The organism is Micromonospora sp. LA-10, from assembly GCF_051853095.1.
Lineage (GTDB): Bacteria > Actinomycetota > Actinomycetes > Mycobacteriales > Micromonosporaceae > Micromonospora > Micromonospora echinospora_A.
The window spans coordinates 4934074-4949912 of record NZ_CP195710.1; the positions used below are offsets into that span (position 1 = coordinate 4934074).

12 protein-coding genes are annotated in these 15839 nt (G+C 73.3%); 4 read left to right on the forward strand and 8 right to left on the reverse strand.

What is annotated here, in order from left to right; translation table 11 throughout:
* Positions 1-13: 13 nt before the first annotated feature.
* The 3 genes from ACSDG8_RS23245 to ACSDG8_RS23255 form a co-directional block, all read right to left on the reverse strand.
* Positions 14-1000, reverse strand: coding sequence for a cobalamin B12-binding domain-containing protein (locus ACSDG8_RS23245; RefSeq protein WP_439427247.1), 987 nt, complete (start codon positions 998-1000; stop codon positions 14-16).
* Positions 997-2586, reverse strand: a complete 1590-nt coding sequence (locus ACSDG8_RS23250; RefSeq protein WP_439427248.1) for a PP2C family protein-serine/threonine phosphatase — start codon at positions 2584-2586, stop codon at positions 997-999. Before ACSDG8_RS23250 ends, ACSDG8_RS23245 begins: the two co-directional genes overlap by 4 nt.
* 210 nt (positions 2587-2796) lie before the next feature.
* Positions 2797-4056: an ROK family protein gene (locus ACSDG8_RS23255; RefSeq protein ID WP_210898435.1), complete on the reverse strand. Its 1260-nt coding sequence runs from the start codon at positions 4054-4056 to the stop codon at positions 2797-2799.
* A gap of 53 nt (positions 4057-4109) precedes the next feature.
* Between ACSDG8_RS23255 and xylA the strand changes: the two genes are divergently transcribed.
* From xylA to ACSDG8_RS23275, 4 genes are read left to right on the forward strand one after another with little or no spacing between them, the layout of a single operon-like run.
* Entirely contained in the window at positions 4110-5297 is a 1188-nt protein-coding gene (gene xylA, locus ACSDG8_RS23260) for a xylose isomerase (RefSeq protein ID WP_210898437.1), read from the forward strand.
* Positions 5298-5308: 11 nt separating this feature from the next.
* Positions 5309-6754, forward strand: a complete 1446-nt coding sequence (gene xylB / locus ACSDG8_RS23265) for a xylulokinase (RefSeq protein ID WP_210898439.1) — start codon at positions 5309-5311, stop codon at positions 6752-6754.
* A 41-nt stretch (positions 6755-6795) separates the two neighbouring features.
* Positions 6796-7905, forward strand: coding sequence for a DUF5925 domain-containing protein (locus ACSDG8_RS23270; RefSeq protein ID WP_210898441.1), 1110 nt, complete (start codon positions 6796-6798; stop codon positions 7903-7905).
* A 50-nt stretch (positions 7906-7955) separates the two neighbouring features.
* Positions 7956-9386, forward strand: coding sequence for an MFS transporter (locus ACSDG8_RS23275; protein WP_210898443.1), 1431 nt, complete (start codon positions 7956-7958; stop codon positions 9384-9386).
* 58 nt (positions 9387-9444) lie between these two features.
* Here the strand turns inward: ACSDG8_RS23275 and ACSDG8_RS23280 are convergent, their stop codons facing one another.
* From ACSDG8_RS23280 to ACSDG8_RS23300, 5 genes are all read right to left on the reverse strand, one after another.
* A complete protein-coding gene (locus ACSDG8_RS23280) occupies positions 9445-11088 on the reverse strand; it encodes a glycoside hydrolase family 13 protein (RefSeq protein ID WP_210898633.1) in 1644 nt (547 codons plus the stop codon).
* A gap of 42 nt (positions 11089-11130) precedes the next feature.
* The gene (locus ACSDG8_RS23285) at positions 11131-12201 is read right to left on the reverse strand and encodes a LacI family DNA-binding transcriptional regulator (protein WP_210898445.1); all 1071 of its coding nucleotides are present in this window, start codon (positions 12199-12201) and stop codon (positions 11131-11133) included.
* Positions 12202-12261: 60 nt separating this feature from the next.
* Positions 12262-13221: a carbohydrate ABC transporter permease gene (locus ACSDG8_RS23290; protein ID WP_030502267.1), complete on the reverse strand. Its 960-nt coding sequence runs from the start codon at positions 13219-13221 to the stop codon at positions 12262-12264.
* Position 13222: 1 nt separating this feature from the next.
* Positions 13223-14269, reverse strand: a complete 1047-nt coding sequence (locus ACSDG8_RS23295; protein WP_073830593.1) for a carbohydrate ABC transporter permease — start codon at positions 14267-14269, stop codon at positions 13223-13225.
* Positions 14270-14340: 71 nt separating this feature from the next.
* Positions 14341-15681, reverse strand: a complete 1341-nt coding sequence (locus ACSDG8_RS23300) for an ABC transporter substrate-binding protein (protein WP_210898447.1) — start codon at positions 15679-15681, stop codon at positions 14341-14343.
* Positions 15682-15839 lie beyond the last annotated feature (158 nt).

Sequence of the window (15839 nt, forward strand, 5' to 3'; positions counted from 1 at the left end):
CCGGCCCGCTGACTCACCCGGCCCTGCCGACGGCCCGCAGCCGCGCCGCCACCCGGGGATGCTCGATCAGCGCCCGCTCCAGCGTGCCGAGGACGTCGTCCAGCAGCGTCCGCCCGCCCCGGGACGTCAGCGCCTCCGCCTGCCACTCGACGAAGTCCCGCAGCAGCCGGTCGTCGTCCACCCGCACGGCCGCGATCAGCGCGTCCACCAGGTGCGCGATGCCGGTGGCGACGTCGTCGGCGGTCTCCTCGGGCGGGTCCACCGCGGCCAGCGCGACCCGGACCAGCTCCCGCCGCCGGTGCAGCACTGCGACGTACGAGTCGTCGGGCGGCGGTGGCGGCGCGCCGGTGTGCGCGCCGGCCGGCAGCGGCCGGTCCAGCAGCGCGACGGCGTCCCGGGCGCTGGCGCCCCAGGCCGCCGCGCCGATGACTGTGGCCCACCGGCCCTCCGGCCCGAAGCCGGGGCCGCCCGCCAGCACCGGCACCCCGGCCGCGCGGCTCGCCTCCACCATCCGCGCCGCCCGGACCAACCGGTTTGGCTGCACGCAGCTCAGCAGCACCGCGTCCGGGCCGGTCTGGTGCAGGTAGGAGACCAGGTGCCGGGCCGGCACGCTTGCGCCCAGGAACGTCACCCGCCAGCCGGCCGCCCGGACCACCTCGGCGACGATCCGGGCGGCCAGCGCGTGCCACTCGCCCTCGACGCAGGCCATCACCACGTGCCCGCGTCGCGGTGGGCCGATCGTCGCGCCCACCGCGCCGACCACGAGCTCGCTGACATGGGTGGCGGCGTGCTCCTGGGCGACGCTCCAGGAACCGGTGAGCCAGCGGCGGCCGATCTCCCGCTGCGCCACCGCTACGAGGTCCACCAGGACGTCCGCGACCGGGACGCCCGCGGCGAGCAGCTCCTGCGCCAGCGCGATCGCGCCGGCCCGGTCGGCCCGGTCCAGGTGATCGAGGTACGCGGCGAGTGTCTCCGGCCCGATCCGGCGCTCCGGGCTCACACGGCGGCCAGGGCCAGCATGGCGATGTCGTCGTGCGGCTGCCCGTCCAGCCACTCGTCGACGAGCTGGAGCACCCGCTCCACGAGCGCGGCCGGCGGAAGTCCGGCGCCGGAGGCGACCGCCTGGCGCAACCGGTCCTCGCCGAACATGGCCAGCTCGGTCGGGCCGCCCCGGGCCTCGGTCACCCCGTCGGTGTACGCCAGCAGCAGGTCGCCCGGCGCCAGCCGTACCTCGGTGTCGGCGAACCGCGCGGCGGTGAGCGCGCCCACCGGCATGCCGCCCACCCGGACCGTCTCGATCCCGCCGTCGGCGCGGACGACGAGCGGGGCGGGGTGCCCGCCACCGGCCACCCGGACCAGCAGCCCGCCGCCCGGCTCGCGGCGCACGGCGCCGAGCAGGAGCGTCGTGAACTGGGCCCGGCGGGCCGCGTCCGGCGCGTCCAGCAGCGCCCGGTTGAGCAGCTCCAGCAGTTCCCGGGGACGCTGCTCGACGAGGCGCAACGTCTGCAGCGACTGGCGTACCCGGCCGGTCAGCACGGCCGCGCCGACGCCCTTGCCGCAGACGTCGCCGAGCGCGAGGAGACCGCCCTCGCCGGTGGGGAACACGTCGTAGAAGTCCCCGCCGATGCGCAGGCTGTCCCCGGCCGCGCGGTAACCGCCGGCCAGCGTCATCCCCGGCAGGCGCGGCAGCTCCGGCGGGAGCAGGCTGTTCTGCAGCACCCGCGCCAGATGGGCCTGCTCGCCGTACAGCTCGGCGGCGGCCAGCGCGGCGCCGGCCCGCCCGGCGAACTCCCGGGCCAGCGCGATCTCCCGCTGGTCGAAGCCGGACCGTTCGGGACGGCGGGCCAGCACCAGCGCGCCGGCCGGTCCGCCGGCGCTGGGCATCGGGCTGATCAACACGGTGCCCGGCCGGCCGAAGCCGGTGGGCAGCACCTCGGCCAGGTCGGCCAGCTCGGCGTCGAGCCAGGGGCTGGGCTCGGTGCGGTCGCCGTCGAGCGCCTCGACCAGCCCGGGGACGGACTCCACGGTGCGCCAGCCGGTCACGCCGGTGACCGGACCGGACTCGCCGGTGGCGTACCGGATCCAGTGCGGCTGGTCCTCGGCGGGCGGGGCCGGGCGGTGCACCACCACGGCGACGTCGGCCAGGTAGGGCACCGGCAGCGTCACCGTGGCGCGCAATGTCTGGTCCCGGTGCAGGGACAGCCCGAGCCGGCTGCCGGCCTGGGCGAGGAACGCGGTCCGGGACCGTTCGGCGAGCAGCGCGTCGGTGCGCGCGTGCTCCTCCGTGACGTCGCGGACGTACCAGGCACTGCGCTCGGCGGCCAGCGGGCGCCGCAGCCCGCGCAACCGCCGGCCGTGGTGCTCGGTCTCGAACGTGTCCGCTCCGGCGCGCGCCGCCTCGGCCAGCGCCGGCACCCGGCACCCGGCCAGGTCGACGCCGGGGGCAAGCTCCGGGAGCAGGTCGGTGGCCATCGCGTTGACCAGGGCCACCACGCCGGCGGGATCGACTGTCACGACCGCCTCGGCGAGCCCGTCCAGCAGCTCCTGGGCGAGCCGGTCGTCAGCCGGGAGCCCGACCCCGGCCACCCGCCGGGGTCGCTTCCTCCAGGCGTGCCCACCGCCGCTGACCGGCCCCGCGACACCGCCCCGGCGCGCGGCGGTCACCTCAGGTGGCCGGGCGCTTCGGTCAGTCGACCCCTGCGCATGCTGTCGGTGCACTCCTCGCTCGGCGGACAGGTTGCCTGGCGGCAAGAGTACCGAGCGCAGGCACGGAATGCCCGTCCAGGACGGCCCGGATCAGGCGCTTCGGGCCAGCCAGCCCACCGGGCGGTCGACGATTCGGCGAACCACCGAGCCGGCCCCGCCGACCGCGGCGGACTGTGCTCCGAGCACGGCCGGGCGCACCTCGACCGGCGCCCAGGCGGCGGTCAGCACCCGCCGGGAGATCTCCGCCACCACCGGTGGCCGCAGCCAGGGCGCGAGCGGGGCGTATCCGCCGCCGAGCACCACCGTGTCCAGGTCGAGCAGGTTCACCACGCCCGCCACGGCGACGCCGAGGGCGGCGCCGGCGTCGGCCAGGGCGGCGAGCGTGGCCGGGTCGCCTCCGCCGGCCAGGTCGGCGAGGCGGGTGGCGGCGGTGTCGGCGGGCAGCTCCGCGCCGGGCAGCCCGGCCGCGGCCAGGATCGCCTCCTGGCCCGCGTACCGCTCCAGGCAACCCTGGCCGCCACAGCGGCACGGCCGCCCCTGCGGCTGGACCGGGAAGTGACCGATCTCGCCGCTCCATCCGCGCGCGCCCCGGTAGAGCGAGCCGTCCAGCACGATCCCGGCGCCGATGCCGATCTCACCGGTGATGTGCAGGAAGCTGCGGGGCCCGGCCGGTCGCGCGTACAGCTCGCCGAGCGCCGCCAGGTTCGCCTCGTTGTCGACCACGAGCGGTGGCACCCCGCCGACCGGCTCGGCCAGCCGGTGCCCGGCGAGCAGCGCCGGCACGTCCACGTCGCGCCAGCCGAGGTTCGGCGCGAGCCGGACCAGGCCGCCCTCACCGACCAGGCCGGGCACCGCAAGCGCCGCCCCGGCCAGGGTCAGGCCGTCGCGTACGGCGGCGGCGCGCGCCTCGGCGGCCAGTGCGGCGAGCCGGGCGAGCGCGTCGGCGGGGGAGACCGGGCGCAGGTCGGCGCGGCGGACCAGGTGGTGCCGGACCGTGCCGGTCAGGTCGACGACGCAGGCGGCCAGGTAGTCGACGTTCACCTCCAGGCCGAGCCCGGCCGGGCCGTCGGAGGCGAGCACCAGGCCCCGGGCCGGCCTTCCCGCCCCGGTACGCGGCTCCGGCTCCGCCTCGACGACCAGCCGGCCGGCGATCAGGTCGTCCACGACCGCCGAAACGGTGGCCCGGGTCAGGCCGGTGCCGGCGGCGATCCCGGCCCGGGAGGGTGGCCGGTCGGCGGCGGCGATCCGCCGGAGCACGACGGCGAGGTTCAACTCGCGCAGGCTGCCCTGCCGGACCGCCCCGGCGGTGCTGGCGCTTGTCACCTCTTGACACTGCCACATCGCCGCCATTTAATTCAACCGCTGAACAAATCGCGGACGACACCACCACCTGGAGGTCTGCCATGGCACCCCGTCCCACCCCCGCGGACAAGTTCTCCTTCGGCCTCTGGACGGTGGGCTGGCCGGCCCGTGACCCGTTCGGCGACGCCACCCGTCCCGAACTGGACGCCGTCGAGGCGGTGCACCGGCTCGCCGAGCTGGGCGCGTACGGCATCACCTTCCACGACGACGACCTGGTGCCGTTCGGCGCGGACGCGGCCACCCGCGACGCCCGGCTGAGCCGCTTCCGCAAGGCCCTCGACGAGACCGGCCTGGTCGTGCCGATGGTCACCACCAACCTGTTCAACCACCCGGTGTTCAAGGACGGCGGCTTCACCAGCAACGACCGCGACGTACGCCGGTACGCGCTGCGCAAGGTGCTGCGCAACATCGACCTGGCCGCCGAGATGGGCGCGAAGACGTTCGTCATGTGGGGCGGCCGGGAAGGCGCCGAGTACGACGTCGCGAAGGACGTCCAGGCCGCGCTGGACCGCTACCGCGAAGCGGTCGACCTGCTCTGCGAGTACGTCGTCGACAACGGCTACGACCTGCGCTTCGCCCTGGAGCCCAAGCCGAACGAGCCGCGTGGCGACATCCTGCTGCCCACCGTCGGCCACGCGCTCGGCTTCATCTCCACGCTGGCCCGCCCGGAGATGGTCGGGCTCAACCCGGAGGTCGGGCACGAGCAGATGGCCGGGCTGAACTTCGCCCACGGCATCGCCCAGGCGCTCTGGCAGGGCAAGCTGTTCCACATCGACCTCAACGGCCAGCGCGGCATCAAGTACGACCAGGACCTGGTCTTCGGTCACGGCGACCTGCTCAACGCGTTCGCCCTGGTCGACCTGCTGGAGCACGGCGGCCCGAACGGCGGCCCGGCGTACGACGGCCCGCGTCACTTCGACTACAAGCCGTCCCGCACCGAGGACATCGCCGGCGTGTGGGCCTCCGCCGAGGCGAACATGCGGACGTACCTGCTGCTCAAGGAGCGGGCCGCGGCGTTCCGCGCCGACCCGGAGGTGGTCGAGGCGCTCGCCGCCGCCCGGGTGGCCGAGCTGGCTACCCCGACGCTCAACGCCGGTGAGGGCTACCGCGAGCTGCTGGCCGACCGGACCGCGTTCGAGGACTTCGACCCGGATTCGGTCGGCGCCAAGGGCTTCGGCTTCGTCCGGCTCAACCAGCTCGCCGTCGAGCACGTGCTCGACGCGCGCTGAGGCGGGCCGCCATGCCGCTCGTCGCGGGGGTCGACTCGTCGACCCAGTCCTGCAAGGTGGTGGTCCGGGACGCGGAGACCGGCGCGCTGGTCCGGCAGGGCCGCGCGCCGCACCCGCCCGGCACCGAGGTCGACCCGCACGCCTGGTGGGAGGCCCTGCGGGCGGCGGTCGCCGAGGCCGGCGGCCTGTCCGACGTGGCAGCCGTCTCGGTCGGCGGCCAGCAGCACGGCATGGTCTGCCTGGACGAGTCCGGGAAGGTGGTCCGCCCGGCGCTGCTCTGGAACGACACCCGGTCCGCCGACGCGGCCGGGGAACTGGTCGAGGAGGCCGGCGGCGGGGAGACCGGCCGCCGGTTCTGGGCCGACGCGACCGGCGCGGTGCCGGTGGCCAGCTTCACCGCCACCAAGCTGCGCTGGCTGGCCCGGCACGAGCCGGACAACGCCGACCGGGTGGCCGCCGTGTGCCTGCCGCACGACTGGCTGACCTGGCGGCTGGCCGGCGCTCCCGGCCTGGACGCGCTGCGCACCGACCGGGGCGACGCCAGCGGCACCGGCTACTGGTCGCCGCGCACCGGCGAATACCGGCTGGACCTGCTGGAACAGGCGCTCGGGCGGCGCCCGAAGGTGCCGGTCGTGCTCGGCCCGGCCGAGGCGGCCGGACACCTCGACCCGGCGGTGCTCGACGGCGACCCGGGCACGGCGGGGCGGATCCTGCTCGGGCCCGGCACCGGGGACAACGCGGCGGCGGCGCTCGGTGTCGGCGCCGGACCGGGCGACGTGCTCGTCTCGATCGGCACCTCCGGCACCGTCTTCGCGGTCGCGGACACCCCGGCCGCCGACCCGAGCGGCGCGGTGGCCGGGTTCGCCGACGCCACCGGCCGGTTCCTGCCGCTGGTGTGCACGCTGAACGCGGCCCGGGTGCTCGACGCCACCGCGACCCTGCTCGGCGTGGACCTCGACACGCTCGGCGAACTGGCCCTGTCCGCCCCGCCCGGCGCCGGCGGGCTGGTCCTGGTGCCGTACCTGGAAGGGGAACGGACACCGGACCGGCCGCTGGCCACCGGCGCCCTGCACGGCCTCACGCTCGGCACCTCGACCCCGGCGCACCTGGCCCGGGCCGCGGTCGAGGGGATGCTCTGCGGGCTGGCCGACGGTCTCGACGCGCTGCTCGCCCAAGGTGCCCGAGCCGACCGGATCATCCTGGTCGGGGGCGGCGCCCGGTCCGCCGCGGTACGGCGGATCGCGCCGCAGGTCTTCGGCCGCCCGGTGGTGGTGCCGCCGCCCGGCGAGTACGTGGCCGACGGCGCGGCCCGGCAGGCCGCCTGGGTCGCGCTGGGTGGCGACACCCCGCCCACCTGGTCGGTCGGGGACACCGAGGAGTACGCGGCAGAGGCCGTGCCGGCCATCCGCGAGCGCTACTCCCGGGCCTGCGAGCAGGTGCTCGACCGGGTGGCGTAAAACCTGGTGCCGGGTGGCGTCGTGCCGGGGATCATCGGGCCGTGTCTCCGACCCTCCCCGCGGACGGCGCCGCCCGGCGCACCCCGCTGCCCGTCTTCCAGTACGACGACGTCGACAGTCCCGGCGACGCCATCGACACCCTGCTGCTCACCGATTTCGTCACCGGCCGCCAGCCCTGGGCCCGGACGGTCCGCATGGCGAAGGTCCGGCGAGGGGTGTCGCTGGTGCCGGAGCGGGCGACCGTCACCCGGACCGCTGTCGAGCGCAACCGCGCCGCCCGCCTCGCCACCGGGGACGGCTGGACGTTGCGGGTGGTCACCTGGCGAGGGCGGGGCGCCGAGGTCACCGTCACCGCCGTCGACGAGGCGACCGGGACGGCAGTGCTGGACGAGATCGTCACGACCGGCGCCGAGCCGGTCCGGCCGGGCACCGCGCCGATCGGATTCTGGCACCAGGACCCGCGGCGGGGCGCCCAGCGGGACAACCGCCGGATCGACACGCCGGTCTGGTCGGCGATCCGGCCGAACTATCCGGCCCAGGCGGCGGCCGCGCTCGACGCGCTGATGACCACCACCGCAGAGACGGTCACCGGGCGGCTGCTGCTGATGCACGGGCCGCCCGGCACCGGGAAGACCACCGCCTTGCGCGCGCTGGCCCACGAGTGGCGGCAGTGGTGCCAGGTGGACAGCGTGCTCGACCCCGAAGCGCTCTTCGGCGACCCCGCCTACCTCGCCGAGGTGGCAGTGGGGGAGGACGACGACGGAGAGGACGGCGAGGAGCGGACGCGCTGGCGGCTGCTGATCCTGGAGGACTGCGACACGCTGATCCGGGGCGACGCCCGGGAGATCGCCGGGCAGGCGCTGTCCCGCCTGCTCAACCTCACCGACGGGCTGCTGGGACAGGGACGCCGGGTGCTGGTGGCGGTGACCACAAACGAGGACCTGTCCCGGTTGCACCCGGCGGTGACCCGTCCCGGTCGCTGCCTGGCCCGCGTCGAGGTCGGGCCGCTGTCGCACGCCGAGGCGGTCGACTGGCTCGGCGCCGGGGCCGGCGTCCCCGCGCAGGGCGCCACCCTCGCCGAGTTGTACGCGTTGCGGGCCGGCACCGCCACGGCCGGCGCGGTGCCCGTCGAGATCGGTGGTTACCTCTGATCGGCGGGTCCGTGTTCGCGACGTGACCCGCACCTGATTTGCTGCCGGGCATGAGCAGCACGAAGATCCCCCGGCGCGGGAACGCGGCACACCGGTTCTACAGCGTCGTGGTCTTCGTGGTGCTCGCCTCGCTGGACAACGTGGCGATCGGCCTGGTGCCCCCGCTGTACGGGCCGATCTCCACCGCGCTCGACGTACCCGCCCGGATGCTCGGCCTGGTCACCGCCGTCAGCTTCCTGGTCAGCGCGGTGGCGGCGGTCGGCTGGGCGTACGTCGGGGACCGCACCAACCGCAAGCCGCTGCTCATGGTCGGCACGCTGCTCTGGGCCGCCGGCACCGGGGGCAGCGCGCTCGCCGACGGGTACGCGACGTTCCTGGCCGCGCAGTTCGTCGGCGCGGTCGGGCTGGGCGCTGTGGGCTCGGTCGGCTTCTCGGTGGTCACCGACCTGATCTCACCGCGCCGACGGGGCCTGGTGATGAGCTTCTGGGGGCTGTCCCAGGGCGTCGGCACGCTTGCCGGGACGCTGCTCGGCGGCGTGCTCGGGTCGACCGACTGGCGGCGGCCGTTCCTGCTGCTGACCGGCGTGGGTCTGGCCGCGACGCTGGCGTACCTGTTCACCTACGACATCCGGCGCGGGCAGAGCGAACCGGAGCTGGCCGGGGCGATCGACGCCGGGAGCGAGTACGACTACCGGATCAGCCGCGCCGACCTGCCCCGGATCCTCGCTCGCCGGACCAACCGCTGGCTGATCCTGCAAGGGCTGACCGCCCAGGCCGCGTTCGGCTCACTGGTCTGGTTGCCGGTGCTGTTCAGCCAGCGGGCCGAGGCGCAGGGCTACTCACCGGCCACGGCAGTGGTGGTGGGCAGCGTCTTCGCCACGCTGTTCCAGCTCGGCGGTGTGCTCTCGATCGTGGGCGGTCTGGTCGGCGACGCGCTGCAACGGCGTACGCCGAGCGGCCGGGCCATTGTCGCGGCCGTCGGCATCCTCGCGGCGCTGCCGTTCTACCTGGTCCTGTTCTTCGTGCCGATCCGCATCGACGTGCCCGACGGCGCCGGGGCGGGCGCGGTGGTGACGGCGGTGCTGTCCAGCGTGCTGACCGAGCCGACGGTGGGGCTGAGCCTGCTCACCGCCGTGGTGGCGCTGGCGCTGACGTCGGCGAACTCGCCGAACTGGTTCGCGCTGATCGCCGACGTGAACCCGCCCGAGCACCGGGGCACCGTCTACAGCCTGGGCAACCTGGTGAACGGCGTCGGGCGGGCGGCCGGCAACGGGCTGGTCGGGGTGGCGTTCGCCGCGCTTCGTACGGCCTTCCCGCCGCCGTTGAACTACGCGGTCGGGCTGGCCGCGTTCCAGCTCTTCTTCATCCCGACCGGGATCATGTACTGGCTCGCGGCCCGCACCTCACCCCGGGACATCGCGCAGGTGCACGACCTGCTGCACGCCCGAGCCGACCGCCTGGAAGGAAGGGCCCCTTCTTAACAGGTGGTGTTAAGAAGGGGCCCTTCCTCTACCGGAGGCGCTAATAAGGGGCCCTTCCTTACACCCGGAACCAGACGGTGACGTCCGTGGGGACGGTGGCGTTGTCGAGCGGGGCGCTCGACACCAGCACCTGCGCGCCGGCCGGCAGCGGCACCGGCTCGGCGCCGAAGTTCGTCAGCACGGTGAGGCCGCCGTTGGTGAACGTGAGCACCTCGTCGCCGGAGGACAGGAACCGCAGCGGGCCCCGGGCCAGCGCGTGCTCGCGGCGCAGCCGCAGCGCGGTCCGGTACAGCTCGTACGTCGAGCCGGCCACGCCACGCTGCCGGTCCAGCGCGTACTCGGCCCACGTCGACGGCTGGGGCAGCCAGCTCGCGTCGGTCGGCCCGAAGCCGTACGACGGGGCGTCGGCCTCCCACGGGATCGGCACCCGGCAGCCGTCCCGGCCGCGCTCGGTGTGCCCGCTGCGCGCCCAGGTCGGGTCCTGCCGGGCCTCGTCGGGCAGCGTGGTGTGCTCCGGCAGCCCCAGTTCCTCACCCTGGTAGAGGTAGGCGGAGCCGGGCAGCGCGAGCATCAGCAGGCTGGCCGCCCGGGCCCGGCGCAGGCCCAGCGCGGCGTCCGGCTGCGGGTCGTCCACGCCGACGCCGTTGGCCCGGCCACCGGCGGTGCCGAGCCCGAGCCGGGAGGCGTGCCGGACCACGTCGTGGTTGGACAGCACCCAGGTGGTGGGCGCGCCGACCGAGTCGGTGGCCTCCAGCGACCGGGTGATCACCGCGTACTGGGCCGGCGCGGTCCACGCGGCCATCAGGTACTCGAAGTTGAACGCCTGGTGCATCTCGTCGGGGCGCACGTACCGGGCCAGCCGCTCGGCCGGCTCCACCCACGCCTCGGCGACGAGGACCCGCTCACCGGGGTACGAGTCGAGTACCCGCCGCCACTCCCGGTAGATCTCGTGCACGCCGTCCTGGTCCCACATCGGCGGGCGCGGCTTGTCCACGTCGCTGCCGGAGAGGATCTCCTGCGGCTCCTGCCAGTCGGCCAGGTCGGCCTGCTTGATCAGGCCGTGCGCCACGTCCACCCGGAAGCCGTCCACGCCGCGGTCCAGCCAGAAGCGCAGCACGTCGAGGAACTCCGCGCGCACCTCCGGGTTGTCCCAGTTGAGGTCGGGCTGGCCGGAGTCGAACAGGTGCAGGTACCACTGCCCGTCGGGCAGCCGCGTCCAGGCCGGGCCTCCGAAGACGCTCACCCAGTCGTTCGGCGGCTCGGCGCCGTCCGGGCCCTTGCCGTCGCGGAAGACGTAGCGCTGCCGCTCCGGGCTGCCCGGGGCGGCCGCCACCGCCGCTTCGAACCAGCGGTGCGCGGACGAGGTGTGGTTGGGCACCAGGTCGACGATCACCCGCAGCCCGCGCGCCTTCGCCTCGGTGATCAGCTTGTCGGCGTCGGCGAGCGTGCCGAACAGCGGGTCGACGTCGCGGTAGTCGGCCACGTCGTACCCGGCGTCGGCCTGCGGGGACGGATAGAACGGGGACAGCCAGAGCGCGTCGACTCCCAGCTCGGCGAGGTGGTCGAGCCGGGAGGTGATGCCCGGCAGGTCACCGATCCCGTCGCCGTCGGAGTCGGCGAACGAGCGCGGGTAGACCTGGTAGATGACCGCCTCGGTCCACCATCCGGTGCCCGGGGCCTGCTGCGTCGCGTGGGTGTTCAGGGCCTTACTCCTGTCTGGGTGGTGCGGGACGAGCAAGTTGGTTCAGTGTGCCCGGGGCGGCGCTGTCGATTCGCGCACCACCAGGCGAGTGGGGAGCATCACCGGGGTCGGCGTCCGGTCGTCGGTGTCGGCGCCGCGCGGCGCGGGCACCGGGCCGGGGTACGGCGCGGCGGCCCGTACGCCCAGCGGGTCGAGCAGGATGCGGGCGGCCAGCAGCCCCTGCTCGGCGGCGGGCTGGGCGATGGTGCTCAGGCCGAGCACACCCGCGAGGTCGTGGTCGTCGATGCCGATCACGCTCACGTCCTGCGGCACCCGCAGCCCGGCGTCGCGCAGCGCGGTGATCGCGCCCATCGCCATCTCGTCGCACGCGGCGAAGATGGCGGTCGGCGGCTCGCCCCGGGCCAGCAGCTCGGCGGTGGCCCGGGTGCCGCCGTCGATGGTGAAGCGGGACTCGACGTCGAGGCTCGGATCGAGGGCGATGCCGGCGGCCCGTAACGCCTCCTGGTAGCCGCGCCGCCGGTCCAGGTGCGTGGTGAAGGCCAGTTCGTCGTCCGGGTCGCCGGAGATGTGCGCGATCCGGGTGTGGCCGAGGTCGAGCAGGTGGCGGGTGGCGGTCCGGGCGGCGGCCACGTCGTCGATCCGGACGCAGGGCCAGCCGGGGACCTTGGTGCCGGAGCTGATCGTCACGCCCGGCAGCTCCAGTTTCGTCAGCGCGTGCACGTCGGCCGCCCGCAGCGGGGTGGCGACCAGGATGATCGCGTCCACGCGCTTGTGCAGGCTCGCCGTGTGCAACACCCGCTGGCGGGTCCGCTCCCGGCCGCCGAGGTTGTAGAGCAGCAGGTCGTACCCGCTGTCCTGGAGGAACTCCTCGACCGATTCGACAACTGTGCCGAAGAACCATCTGGTGATCCGGGGAACGACCACCGCGACCGTGCCGGTCCGGCCGCCGGCCAGCCGGCTGGCGCTGGGCGACACCGCGTACTGGAGTTGTTCGGCGGCGGCGAGCACCCGGCGGCGGGTCGCGGCCGAGACCGTCGGCAGGCCCCGCAGCGCCCGGGAGACGGTGGCCGTGGAGACTCCGGCCAGCCGGGCGACGTCGTCAATTCTGGTCATCGTGGGCTCCCCGCTGTGACCCGGGCCCGCCGCCGGCCGTGCCGGCGGCGGGACGCCGGATCAACCCTTGACGCTGCCGGCGAGCAGACCTCGCACGAAGAAGCGCTGGAGGGACAGGAACACGATCAGCGGTACGACGATCGACACGAACGCGCCGGCCGTCAGCCGCTGCCACTCGTTGCCCCGGGTGCCGGCCAGCTCCGCGAGCCGGACCGTGAGCGGAGCGGTCTCGTCGCCGCCACCGGCGAAGATCAGCGCGACCAGCAGGTCGTTCCAGACCCAGAGGAACTGGAAGATGCCGAACGCGGCCAGCGCGGGCATGATCAGCGGCAGCACGATGGTGCGGAAGATCTTCGGGTGGGTGGCCCCGTCGACCCGGGCCGCCTCCATCAGGTCGCCGGGGAGCTGCGAGATGAAGTTGTGCAGCAGGAACACGGCGAACGGAAGCGCGAAACAGGTGTGCGCGAACCACACCTGGGCGAACTTCTGCTCGTCGACCAGGTCCCACGCGGGGAGGATCTGCACCCCGGCGACCGTGACGCCGGTGGAGAAGAACCGCAGCAGCGGCACCAGGGCCATCTGCAGCGGCACGATCTGGAGCGCGAAGATGCCGATGTAGACCCAGTCCCGCCCCTTGAAGTTCATCCACGCCAGCGCGTACGCGGCGAGCGACGCGAAGGCCAGGGGGAAGAGCACCGAGGGGATGGTGATCGCCAGCGAGTTGATGAAGTAGCTGGCCAGCTGCCCGGACGAGCCGGAGCTGAACAGCACCTCCTGGTAGTTCTCCAGCGTGATCTGCGGGTCGGTGAAGAACGTCCACCACCCGGTGGTCTTGATCTCGTTCTCCGGCCGGAGCGAGGAGATGAACAGGCCGAAGGTCGGGATCGTCCAGAGCATCGCGATGACGATCGACACGAGCGTGGCGGTACGGCTGTTCAGGCGCTTGCGGACCCGGGCGCCCCGGGTGGTCGGCTCGGTGGCCTGGGCGCCGACTCCGACGGTGGGCGTGGTGGTGGTCATCTCAGCCCTCCCGCTGCTTGCGCAGGTTGCGGATCTGGTAGATCACGATCGGGATCACCAGGACGAACAGGAACACCGCCAGCGCCGAGCCCTGGCCGTTCTCCTGGTAGCGGAAGGCCTGGTTGTACATCTCGGTCGCGATCACGTTCGTGTCGTAGTTGCCGTTGGTGGCGGTCCGGACGATGTCGAAGACCTTGAGCGTGGCGATGGAGATCGTCACCACCACGACGATCAGCGCCGGCCGGATGCTCGGAATGGTGATCCGCCAGAACATCTGCCACGCGGTGGTCCCGTCGAGCCGGGCCGCCTCGACGATGTCGGCCGGGATGGCCTTGATCGCGGCGGAGAGCACCACCATCGCGAAACCGGCCTGGATCCACACCATGATCACGATGAGCAGGAACGTGTTCAGCGGCGAGTCCAGCAGCCACTGCTTCGGCTCGCCGCCGAGGCTCACCACGATCTGGTTGAGCAGGCCGATCTGGTCGCCCTCGCCCCGGTAGGCGTAGACGAAGCGCCAGATGATGGAGGCGCCGACGAACGAGATCGCCATCGGCAGGAAGATCAGGGACTTGGCCACGGCCTCGAACCGGGCCTTGTCCACCAGGACCGCGTAGATGAGGCCGAACGCGGTGGCCACCAGCGGCACCAGCAGTACCCAGATCAGCGTGTTGATCAGGACCCGGACGATCGAGTCCTCGGCGAACATCCAGCGGTAGTTGTCCAGTCCCACCCAGTTGCTGCTGCTGGAGTCCATGAAGGAGAGCAGCGTGGTGCGGATGGCCGGCACCACCAGTCCGACGGCGAGCAGCAGCAGTGTCGGCAACAGGAAGAAGAACGCGAACGCGCCCTCGCGCTGCTTGGGCCGGCGGGGCAGCGGCGTGCCGCTCACCGAGGCGGCGACCAGTTGCGCCTCCCGGCGCCGGGCGAAGTACGACGGCACCACGTCGAGGAGCAGGAGCAGCCCGCCCACCACCGCGACGAAGGCGATCAGCCCGTACATCAGCATGAGGAACTTCGGCTGCTCCGCCGCGAAGTCGAACTCCATCGACCCTCCTTCAAGGGCTCGGTTACCAGAGGTGGCCCGGTCCGCGTGCGCGGACCGGGCCACCTGCTAGATCACTTCCAGCTTCCCTCGATGTCGTTCAGGACGGAGTTGGTGTCCTTGCCGTTGATCCAGGCCACCATGCCCTTCCAGAAGGTGCCGGCGCCGACCGCGGCCGGCATCAGGTCCGAGCCGTCGAAGCGGAAGACCGTCTTCTCGTCCTGGAGGATGCCCACGGAGAGCTTGTCCACCGGGTTCGGCACGTTGTTGATGTCCAGCTTCTTGTTCGCGGACACCCAGTCACCGATCTTGGCGCGGCTGTTGGCGTACTCGCCGGAGGCCAGGTAGGTCTGCACCGCCTGGACCTCGGGACGGTCGGCGAACGCGCCGACGAACTCGCCGCCACCCAGCACCGGCTTGCCCTTGGCCGGGTCGATGGCCGGGAAGTAGAACGCGAAGACGTCGCCGTCCTCGGCCACCTTGGTGCCCTCGGGCCACTGGTTGGCGTAGAAGGACGCCTGGCGGTGCATCGCGCACTTGCCGGTGGTGATCGGCGTGCCGCCCTCCTGGAAGGCGGTGGTGGAGATGCTCTTGACGCCGCCGAAGCCGCCGTTCATGTACTTCTCGTTCTTCAGGATGGTGCCGGCCCGGTTGAGCGCGTCAGCCACCTGCGGGTCGTTGAACGGGATCTGGTGGGTGGTCCACCTGTCGTAGACCTCCGGGCCGCCGGTACGCAGCAGCACGTCCTCGATCCAGTCGGTGGCCGGCCAGCCGGTGGCGTCACCGGACTCGATGCCGGCGCACCACGGCTTGGTGCCGCTGCCCGCGATCTGGTCGGAGAGCTTGATCAGGTCGTCCCACGTGGTGGGGACGGTCCAGCCCTTCTCCTTGAAGGTCTTCGGCGAGTACCACACGAAGGACTTCACGTTCGAGCCGAGCGGGGCGCCGTAGAGCTGGCCGTTGACGGTGCTGTACTTCAGCCAGTCGGGGGAGTAGTTCTGCTCGGCCATCGCCTTGGTGTCGGCGCCGACCGGCTTGAGCTTGCCCGAGTCGACGAAGCGCTTCAGCAGGCCCGGCTGCGGGATGAAGGCGAGGTCGGGGGCGTTGCCGCCGTCGACCCGGACGGGGAGCTGCGCCTCGAACTCGGCGTTGCCCTCGTGGTCGATCTCGATGCCGGTGCAGTCCTCGAACTGCTTCCAGGACTCGTTGAGGCGGTCGGCCTCGATCTCCCGGATGGAGGAGTAGATGGTCACCTTCTTGCCGTCGTGACCTTCGTACTTCTCGTATGCGGCGCATTCGGCCGATCCGGCCTTGTCGCTCTTCTTGTCATCGCCGGTGCCGCAGGCGGCGACACCGAGCGCCAGCCCCAGGACGCCGGCGACCGCGAGCGTCTGGCGCGATCTGGCAAACGCCATGCCGATCTCCTTCCTTGCCGGCGCGTGGGGGGATCGAACCCGCGCCGGTCCGATGGTCGTCCTCACATGTAAGCGCTTGCATCGTGTCGGGTCCACCCCTGGTCGGACACGGCCCGGTAACAATCCCGAAACCCTGGCCAGCGGCTGTGGGTGCGCTC

Excerpts from the sequence above, each read along its gene's own strand:
- ACSDG8_RS23275 (WP_210898443.1), top strand. The coding sequence starts at position 7,956 with ATGAGCAGCACGAAGATCCCCCGGCGCGGGAACGCGGCACACCGGTTC.
- xylB (WP_210898439.1), top strand. The coding sequence starts at position 5,309 with ATGCCGCTCGTCGCGGGGGTCGACTCGTCGACCCAGTCCTGCAAGGTG.
- ACSDG8_RS23285 (WP_210898445.1), bottom strand. The coding sequence starts at position 12,201 with ATGACCAGAATTGACGACGTCGCCCGGCTGGCCGGAGTCTCCACGGCC.
- ACSDG8_RS23255 (WP_210898435.1), bottom strand. The coding sequence starts at position 4,056 with ATGGCGGCGATGTGGCAGTGTCAAGAGGTGACAAGCGCCAGCACCGCC.
- xylA (WP_210898437.1), top strand. The coding sequence starts at position 4,110 with ATGGCACCCCGTCCCACCCCCGCGGACAAGTTCTCCTTCGGCCTCTGG.
- ACSDG8_RS23295 (WP_073830593.1), bottom strand. The coding sequence starts at position 14,269 with ATGGAGTTCGACTTCGCGGCGGAGCAGCCGAAGTTCCTCATGCTGATG.
- ACSDG8_RS23290 (WP_030502267.1), bottom strand. The coding sequence starts at position 13,221 with ATGACCACCACCACGCCCACCGTCGGAGTCGGCGCCCAGGCCACCGAG.
- ACSDG8_RS23300 (WP_210898447.1), bottom strand. The coding sequence starts at position 15,681 with ATGGCGTTTGCCAGATCGCGCCAGACGCTCGCGGTCGCCGGCGTCCTG.